The 17,418-nt window shown below is 66.4% G+C and carries 18 protein-coding genes and 1 riboswitch; of the genes, 7 read left to right on the top strand and 11 right to left on the bottom strand.

The window, feature by feature from the left end; all coding sequences use genetic code 11:
- Positions 1-25 precede the first annotated feature (25 nt).
- Positions 26-676 carry a DUF1707 SHOCT-like domain-containing protein gene (locus BLU38_RS06305; RefSeq protein WP_091521582.1) on the top strand — a complete coding sequence of 217 codons (651 nt, stop codon included), beginning with the start codon at positions 26-28 and terminating at the stop codon, positions 674-676.
- Between the two features lie 86 nt (positions 677-762).
- Here the strand turns inward: BLU38_RS06305 and BLU38_RS32180 are convergent, their stop codons facing one another.
- On the bottom strand, positions 763-1,209 hold the full coding sequence (locus BLU38_RS32180; protein WP_197680018.1) for a TetR/AcrR family transcriptional regulator: 447 nt from the start codon (positions 1,207-1,209) through the stop codon (positions 763-765).
- A gap of 292 nt (positions 1,210-1,501) precedes the next feature.
- On the opposite strand from BLU38_RS32180, the gene BLU38_RS06295 reads away from it, so the two are divergent.
- Positions 1,502-3,448 (top strand): N-acetylmuramoyl-L-alanine amidase, encoded by a 1,947-nt coding sequence (locus BLU38_RS06295; RefSeq protein WP_197680017.1) that lies wholly within the window; start codon positions 1,502-1,504, stop codon positions 3,446-3,448.
- A 110-nt stretch (positions 3,449-3,558) separates the two neighbouring features.
- Here BLU38_RS06295 and BLU38_RS06290 read toward each other — a convergent pair whose 3' ends face one another.
- The 3 genes from BLU38_RS06290 to BLU38_RS06285 form a co-directional block, all read right to left on the bottom strand.
- On the bottom strand, positions 3,559-3,876 hold the full coding sequence (locus BLU38_RS06290; protein ID WP_091521568.1) for a hypothetical protein: 318 nt from the start codon (positions 3,874-3,876) through the stop codon (positions 3,559-3,561).
- Positions 3,877-4,292: 416 nt separating this feature from the next.
- The gene (locus BLU38_RS30760; protein WP_157683243.1) at positions 4,293-4,466 is read right to left on the bottom strand and encodes a hypothetical protein; all 174 of its coding nucleotides are present in this window, start codon (positions 4,464-4,466) and stop codon (positions 4,293-4,295) included.
- Positions 4,467-4,557: 91 nt separating this feature from the next.
- Positions 4,558-5,961: a class II fumarate hydratase gene (locus BLU38_RS06285; RefSeq protein ID WP_091521565.1), complete on the bottom strand. Its 1,404-nt coding sequence runs from the start codon at positions 5,959-5,961 to the stop codon at positions 4,558-4,560.
- Positions 5,962-6,042: 81 nt separating this feature from the next.
- Between BLU38_RS06285 and BLU38_RS06280 the strand changes: the two genes are divergently transcribed.
- Complete coding sequence (locus tag BLU38_RS06280; protein ID WP_157683242.1) at positions 6,043-6,597, top strand: DUF4245 domain-containing protein; 555 nt, start codon at positions 6,043-6,045, stop codon at positions 6,595-6,597.
- A gap of 289 nt (positions 6,598-6,886) precedes the next feature.
- Here the strand turns inward: BLU38_RS06280 and BLU38_RS06275 are convergent, their stop codons facing one another.
- Entirely contained in the window at positions 6,887-7,090 is a 204-nt protein-coding gene (locus BLU38_RS06275) for a hypothetical protein (protein WP_091521559.1), read from the bottom strand.
- A gap of 82 nt (positions 7,091-7,172) precedes the next feature.
- Here BLU38_RS06275 and BLU38_RS06270 point away from each other — a divergent pair, with 82 nt between their 5' ends.
- Entirely contained in the window at positions 7,173-8,222 is a 1,050-nt protein-coding gene (locus tag BLU38_RS06270) for a GlxA family transcriptional regulator (protein WP_231920199.1), read from the top strand.
- A gap of 93 nt (positions 8,223-8,315) precedes the next feature.
- Here the strand turns inward: BLU38_RS06270 and BLU38_RS06265 are convergent, their stop codons facing one another.
- The 6 genes from BLU38_RS06265 to BLU38_RS06240 form a co-directional block, all read right to left on the bottom strand.
- A complete protein-coding gene (locus tag BLU38_RS06265; protein ID WP_091521554.1) occupies positions 8,316-9,302 on the bottom strand; it encodes a ribonucleotide-diphosphate reductase subunit beta in 987 nt (328 codons plus the stop codon).
- Positions 9,303-9,455: 153 nt separating this feature from the next.
- Positions 9,456-12,128, bottom strand: a complete 2,673-nt coding sequence (locus BLU38_RS06260) for a ribonucleoside-diphosphate reductase subunit alpha (protein WP_091521550.1) — start codon at positions 12,126-12,128, stop codon at positions 9,456-9,458.
- Positions 12,129-12,299: 171 nt separating this feature from the next.
- Positions 12,300-12,568: riboswitch (cobalamin riboswitch) on the bottom strand.
- A gap of 77 nt (positions 12,569-12,645) precedes the next feature.
- Positions 12,646-12,876: an exodeoxyribonuclease VII small subunit gene (locus BLU38_RS06255; protein ID WP_091532022.1), complete on the bottom strand. Its 231-nt coding sequence runs from the start codon at positions 12,874-12,876 to the stop codon at positions 12,646-12,648.
- Positions 12,877-12,889: 13 nt separating this feature from the next.
- Positions 12,890-14,185 (bottom strand): exodeoxyribonuclease VII large subunit, encoded by a 1,296-nt coding sequence (xseA, locus tag BLU38_RS06250; protein ID WP_091521546.1) that lies wholly within the window; start codon positions 14,183-14,185, stop codon positions 12,890-12,892.
- A gap of 68 nt (positions 14,186-14,253) precedes the next feature.
- Entirely contained in the window at positions 14,254-14,499 is a 246-nt protein-coding gene (locus tag BLU38_RS06245) for a hypothetical protein (protein ID WP_091521542.1), read from the bottom strand.
- A 60-nt stretch (positions 14,500-14,559) separates the two neighbouring features.
- A complete protein-coding gene (locus BLU38_RS06240) occupies positions 14,560-14,970 on the bottom strand; it encodes a VOC family protein (protein ID WP_091521539.1) in 411 nt (136 codons plus the stop codon).
- A gap of 119 nt (positions 14,971-15,089) precedes the next feature.
- On the opposite strand from BLU38_RS06240, the gene BLU38_RS06235 reads away from it, so the two are divergent.
- From BLU38_RS06235 to BLU38_RS06225, 3 genes are all read left to right on the top strand, one after another.
- On the top strand, positions 15,090-15,662 hold the full coding sequence (locus tag BLU38_RS06235) for a dihydrofolate reductase family protein (protein ID WP_091521536.1): 573 nt from the start codon (positions 15,090-15,092) through the stop codon (positions 15,660-15,662).
- Positions 15,663-15,704: 42 nt separating this feature from the next.
- The gene (locus BLU38_RS06230) at positions 15,705-16,736 is read left to right on the top strand and encodes a 4-hydroxy-3-methylbut-2-enyl diphosphate reductase (RefSeq protein ID WP_091521534.1); all 1,032 of its coding nucleotides are present in this window, start codon (positions 15,705-15,707) and stop codon (positions 16,734-16,736) included.
- Between the two features lie 95 nt (positions 16,737-16,831).
- Positions 16,832-17,410 (top strand): Uma2 family endonuclease, encoded by a 579-nt coding sequence (locus BLU38_RS06225; protein WP_231920198.1) that lies wholly within the window; start codon positions 16,832-16,834, stop codon positions 17,408-17,410.
- Positions 17,411-17,418 lie beyond the last annotated feature (8 nt).

The raw sequence follows: 17,418 nt of genomic DNA, 5'->3' as shown, positions 1-17,418 counted from the left end.
GGAGCGGACTCAGTAGAGTTTGGGCATGGCTACCGATCCGCCTGCTCGCTCCCTTCGCGTCGGACACAGCGAGCGCGATGCCGTCGCCGAGATCCTGCAGAAGGCGGCGGCCGAGGGCCGGTTGACGATGGCGGAGCTGGACGAACGCCTGGATGCCGCGCTGCGGGCCAAGACCTACGGCGACCTGGAGCCGTTGACCGCTGATCTGACCGGTGACCGTTCGGCGGGGTCGATCGGTCGGCCGACCGGTGTCGAGGTCGTCGGGTCCCGGGTCCAGGGACCGCCGCCGCCCGGCTACTCCCCGGACGACCCGCTGCGGCTGGACGGCGGGATGAGCAGCGAGAAGCGGACCGGGGTCTGGACCGTTCCGCCGTACGTCCGGATCAGCCAGGGGATGGGCACGGTCAAGCTGAACTGTCTGCAGGCCATCCCGGCGGCACCGTTGATCGAGATCGAGATGATCGCCGGCGCCGGCACCACGGTGTTGGTCCTCCCCGACGGCTGGGGGATCGATGTGGATCGGCTGGACAAGAGTTGGGGCAACAAGACGGTGAAGGTTCCCCGCGAACCCGCTCCCGGGATGCCGCTGCTGGTGGTCCACGGACGGGTCGGGATGGGCACCTTCAAGGCGCGCCCCGGCAGCACTCGCGAGCTGCGGCGGATCGGCCTGGCTTAGTAGACCCCTGAACAAATCTGCGCTGCTGCGCGGTGCGCTGCACGCACAGCGCACCGCTCGCGGCGGGCACATTGTTCAGCACCCTCCTACGGTGTCTCTCCGCGGATCCCGTCCAGCAGGTAGGCGGTTCGACGGTCGTAGTCCTCACGGGAAGGCTTGTCGCCGTACTTGAGCGCGAGCGCGGTGTCGGTCACGAGGGCGTGCAGATCGGGCGCGGTGAATTCCGGCCGCAGTGCGCGGGACCTGTGCGCGGCCTCGACGAGTTCGTCGTTGATCTCGCTCCCGACCCGGCAGCTCTCCATCAACTGCGCGGAGTGTGGATAGGTCCGGAGGAACACGTCGTCGATCGCGGGCTGGCGGTATTGCAGGTCGCGGATCGCGGTGAGGTGGTACGGGATCTGCTCGACGACGTCGTTGATCGTTCGGGTTCGGTCGATGATGGCGAACAGTTCGGTCGTGACGACCTCCTCGATGACGGCCTCGATGAGGCCGACTCGCCCGCCGAATCGGTTGAAGATCGTTGCCTTGCCCACGCCGGCGGCCCTGGCGACTTCTTCCAGGGGACTGTCAGACCACGTCCCTGGACCCGATCGCTGCCGGACCGGCGGCCGGCAGCGTTCGCGCCGGCGATCCAGGATGGCCCCGGGGGAGGGAATGGGAATGTCCCGGCAACGCGATGTCGCACCGTCGTCGGTCCGTTCGGCGGAAGGTCGAGCAAGCGGTGACAGACACGTAACAAAGCGACCTGATGCATAAAGCGCGGGGAGGTGATTGACTACCGCGCAAGTAGATCTCCATCCCTCGGGAGGCCCCATCGTGTCCCAGTTGTCATCATCGCGACGGAAGGTGCGTGGCCTTGCCGCGGGTGCTTCCGTGCTCGCGGTCCTCGGAGCGGCGGCGCTGACCGCCACTCCACAGGCGGCGGCAAGCCCGCCGACCCGCGACGAAGCCTTCAGCAAGGCGTCCACCGAATTCGGGGTGCCGATCTCGTTGCTGGAAGCCATGTCGTACGCCCAGACCCGCTGGGACGCCCATCCGGGTGAGCACAACACCGACGGCGGCTACGGCCCGATGAATCTCATCGACGGCACGCTGTTCGCCGACGACGGTCCCGGCACCAAGGAAGCCGGTGCCCAGGACGCCGCAGCCGCCGATCGGGTGCTGCCGCAGAAGGTCGACAGCCTGGGTCGGGCAGCCGACCTGCTCGATGTCGATCGGGACACGCTGCGCACCGACGCCACCGCCAACATCCGCGGCGGCGCGGCCCTGCTGGCCCAGAAACAGCGGTCGTTGAAGCTGCCCACCGGCGCCGGAACCGACCCGGGACAGTGGTACGCAGCAGTCGCCTCGACCAGCGGATCGACCACCGAGTCGGCTGCCGGCACCTTCGCCGACGACGTGTACGACGCCCTGGCCGCCGGAGCACGGCGGACCACCGACGACGGGCAGAAGGTTTCGATGGCGGCGGCCCAGGCCGACCCGCGGACCGATCAACTCGCACTGCTCAAGCTCCGCAAGGCCAGCAAGGGTGCCGCCGGCGGCGACGGCATCGAATGTCCGGCAGGTCTGGATTGTGAGTCGATCCCGGCGCCGTACCAGGAGACCGGTGACGGCGACTACGGCAACTACGACAAGGCACCGCGGGACACCGACGCCGGCCCGACGGTCGACTACATCGTGATGCACGACACGGAGGGGAGTTGGGAGACCAGCCTGAAGCTGGTGCAGGACCCGACCTACCTCGGCTGGCACTACACGATCCGATCCGCCGACGGCCACATCGCCCAGCACATCCCGACCAAGGACGTCGGCTGGCATGCCGGCAACTGGTACATCAACCAGCACTCGATCGGGATCGAGCAGGAAGGGTTCGCCGCCGACGGGGCGACCTGGTACACCGAGTCGCTCTATCGCAACTCGGCGCGGCTGGTGAAATACCTGGCCGCCAAGTGGGACATCCCGCTCGACCATGATCATATTCTGGGTCACGACAACGTGCCGGGCACGACCGCCGCAACGGTCAAGGGCATGCACTGGGATCCGGGTCCGTACTGGGACTGGGAGCACTACTTCACGTTGCTCGGCGCTCCGGTCAAGGCCCGGGATGGCAAGCCCAGCAAGGAAATCGTCCGGATCGCTCCGGGATTCGACGGCAACCAGCAGGTGATCACAGGATGTGAGACGGCCGGCAAGCCGTGCGATCCGCAGGGATCGAATTTCGTCTACCTGCACAGTGAACCCAGTGCCGCTGCGCCGTTGGTGAAGGACATCGATCTGCACACCGACGGCTCGGCCAGCACGACCGAGGTCGCCGACATCGGTGCCCGCGCTGCGGCCGGGCAGGAGTTCGCCGTCGCCGATCGGGACGGAGACTGGACCGCGATCTGGTACCTCGGCCAGAAGGCCTGGTTCCACAACCCGAAGGGTGAGCACCGGACGGCGGTCGATGTCGGCGGTCAACTGGTCACCCCCAAGAAGGGCGTCGACGAGGTGGCCACCTACGGCCGCGCCTACCCGGAGTCCTCGGCCTATCCGGAGGGCATTCCCGATCAAGGTACGGCTCCGCTGTCCTACAAGCTGCGGGCGGGCCAGCGGGCGGTGCTGACCGATGACTCGGTCTCGACCGACTACTACCGTGCAGTGAAATTCGACGGTACGCCGCCGGATGATCATGTCGACGTGGTCGGCAAGACCAAGTATCTGCAGGTCTCGTTCGGGCACCGGATCATGTATGTCAAGGCGTCCGACGTGGACGTCGTCAAGGCCCGCTGAGCATCAGGCCCTGACCGTCACGGCCGACTGAACGAACGACAACGCGCGACGACCCGCCGTCCGGCTGACCGGGCGGCGGGTTGTTGCGTCGCGGCGCGCTGTCGGCAGTACTACTGCTGGTGCTGGGACGCGAACGCGATGCCGAAGGCGAAGATCGCCACGACATCCATCAGCGTGAGCCAGAGCCAGAAGACCGCCATCCTTGATGCGTGCACATAGGCGGCGCCGTCCGCGGGGTAGCCGATCCCGGCCGATGGTGCGACGGTGTTGACCAGACCGACGATCCCGACCACCAGGGCCGCGAGCAGACCCAACGCGATGATGCCGAGGATCAGGTTGGCCCGATGCTGGCGTTCCAGCTTGGTCCTGGTCCTGGTCGCCGAGTGCCGGTGCAGATGGAACGACGGTGAGACGTGCGAGACAGACATCGGAGACTTCCTTCCTCGTTGGCGATCTCCTCATCCAGCGTCATTGACAGATCCGTTGTCTCAGTACCCACTGTATGCCCGTTCACAGCCGGCGGCGCCGCCGATCGGGTCGGTCGCGCGAGCACCCGCGTCTGCGGTCGAGATCGGTCGAGGACTGACAGATCAACGGCGCCGAACTGCCATCGACGTCGGCTTCACCATCCGCTGACCGACCCCGCCCCGCCCGATCCGCTCACCCCCGGGCCGCTGAACCACCCCGGCCGCACCGTTTGCGTACCTTCGCACCGCGTACTCCTGGTGCGAAGGTACGCAAACGGTGCGGCGGTGGGGTGGTCGTGGCCGGGATGGGGGATTCGTTGCGTCCGGAGAACTTGACCGAGAAGGCTGCCTGCCTGCCACCCCGGGTGCGTGGCCGCTCAGGCGTCGATATCGTCCGACCGCCCGGCATGCAGCCGGGGCCACTGCGCGGTGGGCCGGCCGTACGCGCTTCGGGTGTGGGCTTTCTCCTCGGTCCGCAACGAGTCCAGCACTGCCTGATAGCTCGCCCGCTCGGTGACGGCCGGGGACGATGGCGTGTTGTCGGTGGGCATCTGACGTCCTCTCGATGGGATGTGATGCCCAACGGACGAACGCCATCAGCCCCGATCGACAGCGACCCCTGAGCTGTTCGGGCGGTCCGGTTCAGGCTGTCGGCGGGCGGGTCATGGACAGCACGTCGAGCGCGGAATCCAGTTGCTCCTCGGTGAGCTTGCCGTCGGCGACGAACCCGTTGTCGATGACCACCTCGCGGATCGTGCGGCCCTCCTTCAGTGCCTGCTTGGCGACCGCGGCGGCGTTCTCGTAGCCGATGTAGCGGTTCAGCGGGGTGACGATCGAGGGCGAGGACTCGGCGAGCTGGCGATCGTGTTCGACGTTGGCGGTGATGCCGGAGATGCAGCGATCGGCGAACAGCACCGACACGTTGCTCAGCAACCTGATCGACTCCAGGATGTTGCGGGCGATCACCGGCAGCATCACGTTCAGCTCGAAGTTGCCCTGCAGACCGGCCGTGGTGATCGTGCTGTCGTTGCCGATCACCTGGGCCGCCACCATGATCGTCGCCTCACACAACACCGGGTTGACCTTGCCGGGCATGATCGACGAGCCGGGCTGCAGGTCGGGCAGCGCGATCTCGCCGAGCCCGGACCGCGGGCCGGATCCCATCCAGCGGATGTCGTTGGCGATCTTGGTCAGACTGACCGCGATCACCTTGCAGGCAGCGGATGCCTCGACGATGCTGTCCTGGGTGCCCTGGGCCTCGAAATGGTTCCGGGTCTCGACCAGCGGCAGCCCGGTCTGATCGGCGATGATCTTGATCACCGACGGCGCGAATCCGGCCGGGGTGTTGATCCCGGTGCCGACCGCGGTGCCACCGAGCGGCAGCTCGGCGACCCGGGGCAATGCGGCCCGGATCCGTTCGATGCCGTTGCTGATCTGGGCGGCGTAGCCGCCGAACTCCTGGCCGAGGGTGACCGGTGTGGCGTCCATCAGGTGGGTCCGGCCGTTCTTGACCACCTCGGCGAATTCGTCGGCCTTGGCAGCGAGCGCGTCGCGCAGGTGTTCCAGGGCGGGGATCAGGGTGTTGATCAACCCGTCGGTGGCGGCGATGTGGATCGCGCTGGGGAACACGTCATTACTGGACTGGGATGCGTTCACATGATCGTTGGGGTGCACGTCGGCGCCCAGGATCGTGGTGGCCAGCGACGAGATCACCTCGTTGGTGTTCATGTTGCTGGAGGTGCCGGACCCGGTCTGGAAGACATCGATCGGGAATTCGCCGTCATGTTTGCCGGACGCCACCTCTGCCGCGGCCTGGCTGATCGCCTGGCCGACCTTCTCCTCGACCACGCCCAGCTCGGCGTTGGTGGTGGCCGCAGCGCCCTTGATCCGGGCCAGTGCCGCGATCAGTGCCGGGTCGATCGGCCGGAAGGAGATCGGGAAGTTTTCCACGGCGCGCTGTGTCTGTGCCTTCCACAGCGCTGCGGCGGGCACCCGTACCTCGCCCATCGTGTCGTGTTCGATCCGGTAGTCCTCGGCCTTGTTCATGGGCCCATTCTTACCCGTCGCGGTTTCGGACGCATCACCAGTGTGTCGGCGGATCGGGTGGTCCGTGTGAGGATGGTCCGCGTGGCACGTGCACGGAGATCCCCGACAGCTCGGGACATGGTGTTGTCGCTGCTGGTGATCATGATCCCGGTCGCGATCTTCGCAGCCCTGTTGACCAGTGGCCCGGACAAGCCGACGGTGCAGACCGTCGACTGGCAGTCGGTGGCGTCCCGGGCCCGGGAGCAGGCGCCGTACGAGGTGTTGGCGCCGGCGGCGATACCGGCCGGGTGGCGCGCCACCCGGGCCTCCTGGACCGAGGTGGGGCAGCCGGACCCGACCGGTCAGGAGTCGGTTCGCAATCGCTGGCAGCTCGGCGTACTGACCGATCGGAACATCTACCTCGAGCTCGATCAGGTCGACAAGCAACCGGCGGAATTCGTCGAGCAGGCCACCCGAGAGGCCGTCGACGACGGAGTCAGTCGGGTGGACGGCAATGAGTGGAAGCGGCTGGTCACCGACGATGACCGGACCCGAGCGCTGGTGCATGCCGGCGCGGGGGTGACCACCGTGGTGACCGGTGATGCGAGCTATCAGCAACTGGAGGCGTTCGTCGGTCTGCTGCGGACCGACCAGTAGCCTGCTGCGCGTCGGACCCGCGTTCGGTGGACACGGCCAGCTCGGCCAGCTCGTCGACCGTGCGCCGCCGATCGGCGTCCTGAGCGGCCGACGCCGGTCCCCATGCGCGTGGATCTCTCGACTTCCGGTGCGTGAGGTTCACCAGCAGCACGATGGCGGTGATCAACGCCGCCGAGGTGATCAACAATCCGATCATGGAAACCAGTCTCCTGAGGACGTTCGTCGCACAACAGTGGCAGAAATGACAACAGTCAAATGATTTCTGCCAGGGTCCTGTTCGGGCGCTCGATCAGTGCGCGAGTCGGGTCGTCCGTGGCGTCTGCGGCAGGTCGAGTTGGAGCTCGCGGAGCCGCCGGTTGGCGTAGCTGATGTCTTCGAGTGTTGTGCTTGTGCGGTGGAGGAATCGGCCGATCGCGGCGCCGGGTCCGAGAGTTGGTGCCCAGACCGGAAGCAGGGCGATCGCCAGGGCCGTCAATGCGATGAATGCGATCATGCACATCATTCTTCTGCTGGTGTCGGGCGTGCGACAGTGGCAAACTGGCCGATGCACAGAGGATTTCTGCCAAGGAGGCGTCGTGACTGCGCAGCAGCAGAACCCGGCCCAGAGATCGGGGTCGGGTCCGGTCCAGCGTGCGGGACTCAAGCCGGTGACCCCGTTGAAGCGGGTCAGCATCATCCTGATCGAGCCGGTGTCGGTGTTCGAGTTCGCGGTTGCCGTGGAGATCTTCGGGCTCGACCGTCACGAGGAGGGGTACGAGCCCTTCGACTTCCGGATCTGCACCGAGCACCCGGAGCGACCGATGGTCGCCAAGGCGGTGACGCCGTTCAGCATCAACGCCACCCACGGACTGGATGCGGTCCGTGGCAGCCAGTTGGTGATCGCCTCGGCGACGCCGCCCCGCGGTGAGAACGGCTATCCGCCGGCCGTCCTGGATGCGATCCGACAGGCACACGACGACGGTGCGATCGTGATGAGCTTCTGCTCCGGCGCCTTCCTGCTCGGCGCGGCGGGATTGCTGGACGACAGACCGTCGACCACCCACTGGATGTATTCCGACGATCTGCAGCGAGAGGTGCCGACCACCCGGGTCGACCCCGACGTGTTGTACGTCGACGACGGTTCGGTCGTCACCAGCGCCGGCACCTCGGCCGGCATCGACGCCGCGCTGCACGTGATCCGTCGCGAGCTCGGACAGGAGATCGCGACCCGGATCGCACGCCGGATGGTGGTGCCGCCGCACCGCGACGGCGGCCAGCAACAGTTCGTCGACCTGCCGCTGCCGATCGACGACTCCGAGGCGCTCGGCGGCCTGCTGGCCTGGATGGTCGACAACCTGGCGACCCAGCACAGCGCCGGCAGCCTGGCCCGCCGGGTCAACATGAGCGAGCGCACCTTCGCCCGCAAGTTCGCGGCCGAGACCGGCACCACGCCGCACAAATGGATCAACCAGCACCGAGTGCTCGAGGCCCGCCGGCTGCTGGAGGAGACCGACCAGACCATCGAACAGATCGCCGACCGGGTCGGCTTCAACTCCAGCGTGGTCCTCCGCGATCACTTCCGCCGCCACGTCGGCCTGCCCCCGCTCGACTACCGCCGCCGCTTCGGCCAGCTCCAGCAGACCTGACCAGGCCAATCTCGCGCGATATATCAAGGTTAGGCACGTTCCAGGGGTGCTGGAACGTGCCTAACCTTGATATATCGCGCTCAATTGGACTGGTCAGGCTCGGGCGTCGACCTCGTAGGAGGTGTTGATGGATTCGAAGAAGTTGACCAGTTGGAGAGTGTCGTTGGCTCCTGCCATCCACTTGGCGGGGTTGCGGACGTTGTAGGCCGGCTCGAAGCCGAGCTCTTCCAGGCGGCGGTCTGCCATGTACTTCACGTACTGATTGACGTAGTCGGCATTCATGCCGAGGATGCCGCGAGGGAGCAGATCGGCGTTGTAGGCCGCTTCCATCTCCACCCCGTCCAGGATCATCTGGCGGATCTCCTCGGCGAATTCCGGGGTCTGTAGATCCTCGTTCTCGTCCAAGACCGTCAGGATCAGGTTGATGCCGAACTTCAGGTGCAGGCTCTCGTCCCGGACGATCCAGTCGATCAACGAGCCGAAGTTGCGCAGCAGGTTCCGTTGCCGGAAGCTGAGCGCCACCATGAAGCCGGAGTAGAACCAGATCCCTTCCAGGATCACGTTGTAGGCAACAAGATTGCGGACGAAGTCCCGCTTGCCCTCGGTGCTGCCGATGTCCAAGGTCTGCTCGGCCATCCGCTTGATGTACGTGACCTCGAAGGCCTCCTTGGCGGCCATCGACGGAACGCTGATGTGCGAGCCGTACGCCGCCTCCCGGTCGATCGGGAAGGTCTCCAGGACGTACTCGAAGGCCATGCAGTGGTTGGCTTCCTCCCACATCTGCTTCGCCAGGTAGAGATGACACTCGGCGGCATTGACGTAGGGATAGACACCGAACGCCAGCGACTTGTTGACGAGCAGTTCGTTGGGGTTGAAGTAGCTCATCAGATGGGTGAGTGCGTGCCGTTCCTCGTCGGTCATCCGGCCGAAGTCCGCCAGATCCTCACCCAGTTGGATCTCGTGCGGGAACCAGGTGTTGGCCACCGCCTGGTTGTACAGCTCGTAGGCCCAGGAGTAGGTGACCGGTTTGAGCAGCAGTCCTTCGCTGATCCCGGTGCCGAGAATTCCGTTCGTAGGCATGACGAATGACGCTCCTTGCTGTTGATCATGGAATGGGAGAGAACCTGTCGGAGGTCCCTGAGCTTGTCGAAGGGCCTGCCTGTCATTGTCGATTCGCAGTCCTTCGACAGGCTCAGGATCCTGTGGTCCTTCGACAGGCTCAGGACCTGTGGGTCACTGACAGGAGTCGCATTGCAGGCGTTCCTGTGGGTCGATCGGGCAGGATGCGCCGTCGATGTCCTCGCTGTCATAGCCCTCGTGGTCGGTGACCCGGGTGTCGTCGGCCAGCAACGGCAGGATCTGTGCCTGCTCGGCGGGTTCCGGTGCCGACTCGACGGTCGGTGTGGGGGACGTGCCGACCTTCGCCGCCGGCTCGGTCGTCGCAGCGCCGGCCGGCGTGGGGGAGACCGGGGACTGCGGACGGGCGACTCCACCGAACCCGCGGCGGCCCGACGCCGGACCGGCCGACGTCCGGTCCTGACCGCGCAACTGCTCGGCCTTGTTGATCTTGACCGTGCTCTGCTCGGCGGTGTGCCGCGGCATCATGTGCAGGTAGTAGGTGGTCTTGACGCCCATCTTCCAGGCCGCGCTGTACAGATCGACCATCTCACCGATGTCCCGGCTGGCCAGATAGATGTTGCGGCTGATCGCCTGGTCGATCCACTTCTGTGCGCGGGCGGCGACGTTCAGGTAGGCGTACGGCGAGAGCTGGAACGAGGTCCGGTAGACCCGCTGCAGATCGGTTGGCGCCGTATCCACCTTGGACAGGTCGCCCTGTGCCCGCAACAGCTCATCCTTCACGTCGTCCCACAGGCCGCGTTCGACCAGGTCGGAGACCAGGTTCCGGTTGACCTCCAGGAACTTTCCCGACGACGTGGCTCGGCTGAAGATCTGGCTGAACTGCGGGTCCAGACCTGGCGTGGTGCCGGCCACCAGGCCGATCGATGCGGTCGGCGCGATCGCCATCAGGGTGGCGTTGCGCATCCCGCCCTTGACCTTGGTACGCAGCGAATCCCAGTCCAACCGGGTCGTCCGGTCGACCTCCACCGGGGTACCGCGATCGGCCTCGAGCACGTCCAGGGTGTCGATCGGCACCAGCCCCTGGGACCAGCGGGAGCCGTCGAAGTTGGTGTAGCTGCCGCGCTCACGGGCCAGGTCGGCGCTGGCGTCGATGGCGTGCCAACTGATGTATTCCATCACTTCGTCGATCAACTCATAGGCCTGCTCGCTCTCATAGCTCAGGCCGAGCCGTTCGGTCAGGTCGGTGAAGCCCATCACACCCAGCCCGACGGCCCGGTTGAGGTCGTTGGACCGCTCGGACTCGGGCACCGAGGAGATGGTGATGTCGATCAGGTTGTCCAGCTGCCGAACGGCCAGCCGTACCGACGTGGCGAGCCGCTTCCAGTCGATCCGGGCCTGCTGCTTGGCGCCGACCAGATGCTTGGACAGGTTGATCGAGGCCAGGTTGCAGACGCTGATGTTGTCCCGATCCTGCGGCAGGCAGATTTCGGTGCACAGGTTGGACAGATGGATGGTGCCGGTGTTGTTGTTCAGCGCGCGGCCGTTGATGGTGTCCTTCCAGGTCAGCCACGGGTGCGAGGTGGTCTGCAGCGAGATCAGGATCGCCCGCCACTGCTCGCGGGCCCGGATCTTGCGGAATCGTCGCAGCTCACCACGCTCGGCCATCGCAACGTATTCGGCGTAGCGCGCGGAGAAGGCAGCGCCGTGCAACTCGACAAGATCACCGACCTCCAGCGGATCGAACAGGTACCAGTCCTGATCACGCTCGACCCGCTGCATGAATTCGTCGGAGATCCAGACCGCGGTGTTGGCGGTCCGGGTCCGACGGTACGGGTCACCGGAGTTCTGTCGCAGGTCCAGGAACTGGGCGAAGTCCAGGTGCCAGTTCTCCAGGTAGAAGCAGAGGGCGCCGAACTTCTTGCCGCCGCGGGAGATCGCCCGCAGCGTCGAGTCGATGGTGTGCATGAAGGGGATCGGGCCGGTCGAGGTGGTGTTGTTGGACCGGATCGGTGACCCCTCGCTGCGTAGCTTGGACACCGAGAAGCCGATGCCGCCGGTGCCCTTGGTGATCCACATGACATCGCGGATCGACTTGGCGATGTGCTCGATGTCGTCCTCGGCCTGCATCACGAAGCAGTTGGACAGCTGCGCGTACGAGGTGCCGGCGTTGACCAAGGTCGAGCCGGCAGCGAGATATTCCAGCCGGGACATCTTGTCGTACAAGGAGATCGCGACCGATGTCGGATCGTCCTCGTTCAGTGCCAACCCCATCGCCACCCGCATCCAGAAGAACTGCGGAACCTCCAGCGGTCGGCGTTCATGATCAGTGATCATGTACCGGGTTCGCAGCGTCTGCGCGCCGATGTAGTGCAGCAGATCGTCGCGATCCGGGTCGAGCGTCGCCGCCAGTCGATCAAGATCGAAAAGCTCGGTCAGCCGCGGATCCAGTAGCCCGGACCGTACGCCGTCGGCGAGGTAACCGGCGAACAACTCATGGTGTCGGTCCCGGATGTCGTCGCGGGTGACGCCGTCGCCCAGCACGGCCTTGTACAGGGTCTTGATCAACAACCGAGCCGCGATGATGTCGAAGGCCGGATCGTCCTTGACGTTGCCGAGCGCGACACCGATCACGGCCTCGTCCAACTGCTGACTGGTGATGCCGTCGAAGAGCGTGATCTCCAACTCCGAGGCGATCTGGGTCGCCCGGGTGACCGAGTCGTCCAGACCACGACTGGCCTCCTCGATCGATCGTGCGATCTCGTACCCGTCGTACGGCGCACGGCTTCCGTCGCGCTTGACCACCGAAATCTCAGACGTGACTGTCATCTGCCCATCCCTCGTGACGTGACTGATTGCGGAGACGCATCCGCGCGATGCGGGGAAGGAGGAACCGAACACGGGGAGCCGGCCGGGCATCAGCCACGGTCGCCGGAACTCCGGTGAGGTCCCACGCCGTCCCACGCGGCAGCGGACCGCTCGGCGACGACGCGGCCGCGTGTCACCTGAAGCGCACTGGCAGGTCTTCGGACTCACGAGCTCGGCCACCCGATCCCGGACGTGCAGGGATCGGGGTGATCACCTACTGGTCGTCGCTTCCCAGGTGTGCTTGCAGGCACCCAGTGCTTGATGACGACGGTCGTTCTCGATCACCGCTGCGGGGCAGTCCCGGACTCGCCCCAACCCTGATACGGGTTGGGCCTACACCGGATTCCCTGTTACCTCCACCGACCTGGATGGCCGGGGGAACCAGCTGCGTGAACCACTATATATGGAAATCACACGTTTGTAACTACCTAGATGTCGTGTGTCGGAAGGGAGATGGGTCGCGGTGGTGACCAGCGGCTCAGGAGGGATCGGCGTCCGCCGCAGCGCGCGCGGCCTCAACCGTGGCCTTCGCGCCGTCCAGCCACTGCTGGCAGATCGCCGCGAGCTTCTCGCCGCGTTCCCAGAGCGCCAGCGACTCGGCCAACGGTGCACCGCCGGACTCCAGTCGCTGCACCACGGCGACCAGTTCCTCGCGGGCCTGCTCGTAGCTGAGCTTGCTCAGGTCCTCTTCGGTCGGCTCGTCGGTCATCGCTGGCTGGTCCTCACTGGTCGCGTAGCGGTTCATCGTGGTCGTGCAGGTGTTGATTTTGGTCCGGCGGCTGGTCGGAGTGCTCGCCGCCTGGTGCGTCGTGTCGTCCGGTCACCCGCAGGTCGAGCCGCCCGCTGGCGAGGTGGGCAACGAGCCGATCGTCGTCGGCGACCTCGGCGGCGTCGGTGACGGTCCGATCCTGGCCGTCGACCAAGATCGTGTAGCCACGATCGAGGGTCGCCTTGGGTGACATCGCCCGAACCCGGGCCAGGATGTGGTCGACCGAGCTCGCCTCCTGGGTGAGCAACTGCCGGATCGCCCGGAAACCCCTGTGCCGGAAGGAATCCAGCTGTTCGTACCGCAGGTCGAATGTCGCTGTCGGATCGGCCAGCACCGGGCGGCTGCGGATCGTGCTGAGCGCCTCCTGCTGTCGCGCGATGATGGAGATCATTGCCGCGGTCGCCCGCTCCCGCGCCTGATCGATCCGAGCCACTTCCTCGGTGACGTCGGGCACCACGCGGCGGGCCGCGTCGGTCGGCGTCGACGCTCGGACGTCGGCAACGAGATCGAGGATCGGCTGATCGGTCTCGTGTCCGATTGCGCTGATCACCGGTGTCCGGCAGCCGGCGACGGCGCGGATCAACCCTTCGTCGGAGAAGGGCAGCAGATCCTCCAGGGAGCCGCCACCTCGGGCGATCACGATCACCTGGACGGTGGGAAGTCTGTCGAGTTGCTGCACGGCAGTGATGATCTCGGCGGCTGCCTGGGGGCCCTGGACCAGTGTGTTGCGGGTCTCGATCATGACCGCCGGCCAGCGCCGTCGGGCGTTTTCCACCACATCGCGCTCGGCCGCGCTGTTCGCGCCGGTGATCAGTCCGACGGCTGCGGGCAGGAACGGCAGCGGCTGCTTGCGCGCCCGGTCGAACAGGCCCTCGGCCTGCAACAAACGCTTGGTCTGCTCGAGTTGAGCCAACAGCCGTCCTTCGCCGACCGGTCGGATCTCGTCGCAGTAGAAGGAGAACCGGCCGCTCGGGGTGTAGTAGCTGGGCCGCAATCGGAGCGCGACCGTCGCACCCTCCTGCAGTGGACCGGCAAGATCAAGATTGGCCGGAGAGATGGAGACGCTGGCCGAGACCTCGGCGAGTTTGTCGCGCAGCGTCAGGAACACCGTGCGCGAGCCCGACCGCCGGTTGATCTGGATCAGCTGGCCCTCGACCCAGACCCAGCCGAGCCGCTCGATCCAGCCCTTGACCGCCTGGGCGACGACCCGCAGCGGCTGCGGTTGCTCAGGGGAGGACTCCAGGGCCATGGCCAGACCCTAACCGGTGCTCCCGACAACCGTCCGCGGGCGGCCGGTGCGACAGCGGTGCGACCGGGTCATCGTGCGACGCCGGGCGGTGACGGCCGCACCGGATCAGTTCCACCTTCGAACTGCCGGAAGCCCGAGCACTCCATGACGGGCAGCCTGGGGTACTTCGCGAACCGGTCGTCCTCGGTTGCCAACCCGCAGCGCAGATAGACCGTGCCGCGCCGGGTGCGATTGAGCAGGGCGAATCGGCAGCTCCCGCAGAGTCCGGCGGGCGCGCCGAGTCCGACCAGCAGCTCTCCTCGATCCTCCGCCATGGCTGCACCTCCGCCTCCGACCATACGGCCCGCTCCGCCGCAGGCGTTCAGGTCTGCGCATCAGTCCTGGGGTGCGGCCGAAATACACAGACAGAACGGGTGACCGCTCGGATCGACGAAGACCCGGAACCGGTCGCTCGGCTCGTCCGCCGTCCGGCGCCGTACAGCCCCGATCGACAACGCATAGGCCTCGGCCGCCTCGAGGTCCGGTGCCTCGAGATCAAGGTGGAACTGCTGCGGGATCTCGGCGTCGGGCCAGGTCGAAGGCCGGAACTCCTGTGCTTGCTGGAACATCAACTCGCCGCCGTCGCCGCTGATCACGGCCCAGTCGTCGTCGGCCTCCGTCACCCGCCAGCCGAGCAACTCGGCGTAGAACCGGGCCAGCGCTCCCGGATCCGGTGTGTCGAGCACGGTCGCGCCGAATCCGATCGGTGACTTCTTCGCGGCTGGCGCCTTCGTCGGTGAGGTCATGCTGTCCAGCTTGGCAGTGGGCTCGGACAGTTCGGCGGGTTCCGGCTGCCGATCGGGCCGGATCCGCTGTCTGCGCGGGATACTCGGTGGGTACCGGTGGGCGGCGAAGGGAGCGGTTGATGGGCACGATCCGGGTGGTCAACTTCATGTCGCTGGACGGTGTCATCCAGTCGGTGTTGTCGGCCGACGAGGACCGCGACGGCGGCTTCGAGGCCGGCGGCTGGGTCTCGGCCCTGATGGATGACGACGTCGCCCGGATCATGGCCGAGGCAACGACCGGAGCGTCGGCGATGTTGCTCGGCCGGAGGACGTACCAGGGCTTCGCCGCGATCTGGCCGACCGCCGACCCGTCTGAGCCACCGGTGGCGGCGATGAACCGGATGCCGAAATACGTGGTGTCGGCGACGTTGGCCACCGCCGACTGGGCGAACACCACGGTGCTGTCCGACCCGGGCGACGTCGAGCAGATCAAGGCCACGATCGATGGCGACATCCTCGTCTTCGGCAGCAGCGTTTTGCTACAGAGTCTGTTCCGGCTCGGTCTGGTCGACGAGATCTGGTTGCTGATCTTCCCCCTGGTGATCGGGTCGGGGAAGAAGATGTTCCCCGACGGCAGCCCGGCCCTCTCGTTGGAGCTCACCGGCAGCGAGCTGACCTCGACCGGTGTCGCGGTCCACCGCTATACGGTCTGAGCAGGATCAGCCGGTTGACGTCGGCCTCCTACACTGGCAGCCATGACGTCGCAGACCCAGCCGGTGAGCACCCCGACCGATGACGCGACCGGCGGCACCGACCAGCCGACCGCGAGCGGCAAGCGGGTCGTCGTCGCCGCTCCGCGTGGCTACTGCGCCGGCGTGGACCGTGCGGTGATCACCGTCGAGCGGGCGCTGGAGACCTACGGTGCGCCGATCTACGTCCGCAAGCAGATCGTGCACAACAAGCACGTGGTGGAAAACCTCGAGCAACGCGGCGCGATCTTCGTCGACGAGCTGTCGGTGGTGCCGGAGGGCGCGACCGTGGTGTTCTCCGCGCACGGCGTCTCGCCGGCGGTCCGGGACGAGGCCAAGGAACGGCAGTTGCACACCGTCGACGCGACCTGCCCGTTGGTGACCAAGGTGCACCACGAGGCCAAGCGGTTCGCCCGCGAGGACCTGGACATCCTGCTGATCGGGCACGCCGGTCACGAGGAGGTCGAGGGCACCACCGGTGAGGCGCCGGACAACGTGACGCTGGTCCAGTCGCCGGCTGACGTCGCCGACGTCGAGGTCCGCGACCCGTCCAAGGTCGCCTGGCTGAGCCAGACCACGTTGAGCGTCGACGAGACGATGCAGACGGTGTCCAAGCTGCGGGAGAAATTCCCGGAGTTGATCAATCCGCCCAGCGACGACATCTGCTACGCCACCTCCAACCGGCAGGCGGCGATCAAGCAGATCGCCGGTCACTCCGATCTGGTGATCGTGGTCGGCTCGGCCAACTCGTCGAACTCCGTACGCCTGGTGGAGGTCGCGCTGGAGGCCGGTGCGAAGGCCGCCTACCGGGTCGACAATGCCGGCGAGATCGCCGACGAGTGGCTGGACGGGGTCGAGTCCGTCGGTGTCACCAGCGGTGCCTCGGTCCCCGATGATCTTGTCACCGGAGTGCTGGAACACCTGCAGAGCAAGGGATTCCCGGCCGCGACCGAAGAACGACTGACCGAGGAGTCGCTGGTCTTCGCGTTGCCGCCCGAACTGCGTCGTGATCTCCGCAAGGGTGCGCTGAACGACTGACCGCGCACCCTGTGGATGACGCGCCGCCGACGCTGTCGACCGGTGACACGATCTGATCGTGGCGTTCAACGGGGGAGTGAGGCACCATGGGAATCGTGACCGCGCACCAGGCAGGACTGCAGCAGACGGGGCAACCGCTGGTGCTGCCGTGGAGTCGTGCGCTGACGGTGGCCGACATGGAGAACTTGCCTGATGACGGCCACCGCTACGAACTCATCGACGGAGTGCTGATCGTGACCCCGGCGCCGATCGTCCGGCACCAGATTGCCGTCAGCGGTTTCGAGGCGGTTCTGCGGCAGCTGTCCCCACCGAGCCTGCGAGTGCTGCACGCGCCCTTGGATGTGGTTCTGGCTGATGACACTGTGGTCGAACCGGACATCCTGGTCGCCCGGCGCAGCGATTTCGTCGAGAAGAACCTGCCAACCGCACCACTGCTGGCCGTGGAGGTGCTCTCGCCAAGCACGCGGATGATCGACCTCAGCGTCAAGCGTGATCGCTACCGGCGTGCCGGCGTGGAGTCCTATTGGGTCTTCGATCCGGCACAAGCGCGTCTGGTCGCTTGGGAGCTGCGCGATGGCGAGTACGAGCAGGTCGCCGACGTCACCGGCGACGAGTCCTGGACGGCGCGCAAGCCGTACGAGGTGACGGTCGTCCCCGCGCGGCTGCTCGACTGACGCCGTCC

Origin of the sequence: Microlunatus soli, from assembly GCF_900105385.1 — a bacterium.
GTDB lineage: Bacteria > Actinomycetota > Actinomycetes > Propionibacteriales > Propionibacteriaceae > Microlunatus > Microlunatus soli.
This window is presented reverse-complemented; position numbering and strand designations above follow the sequence as displayed.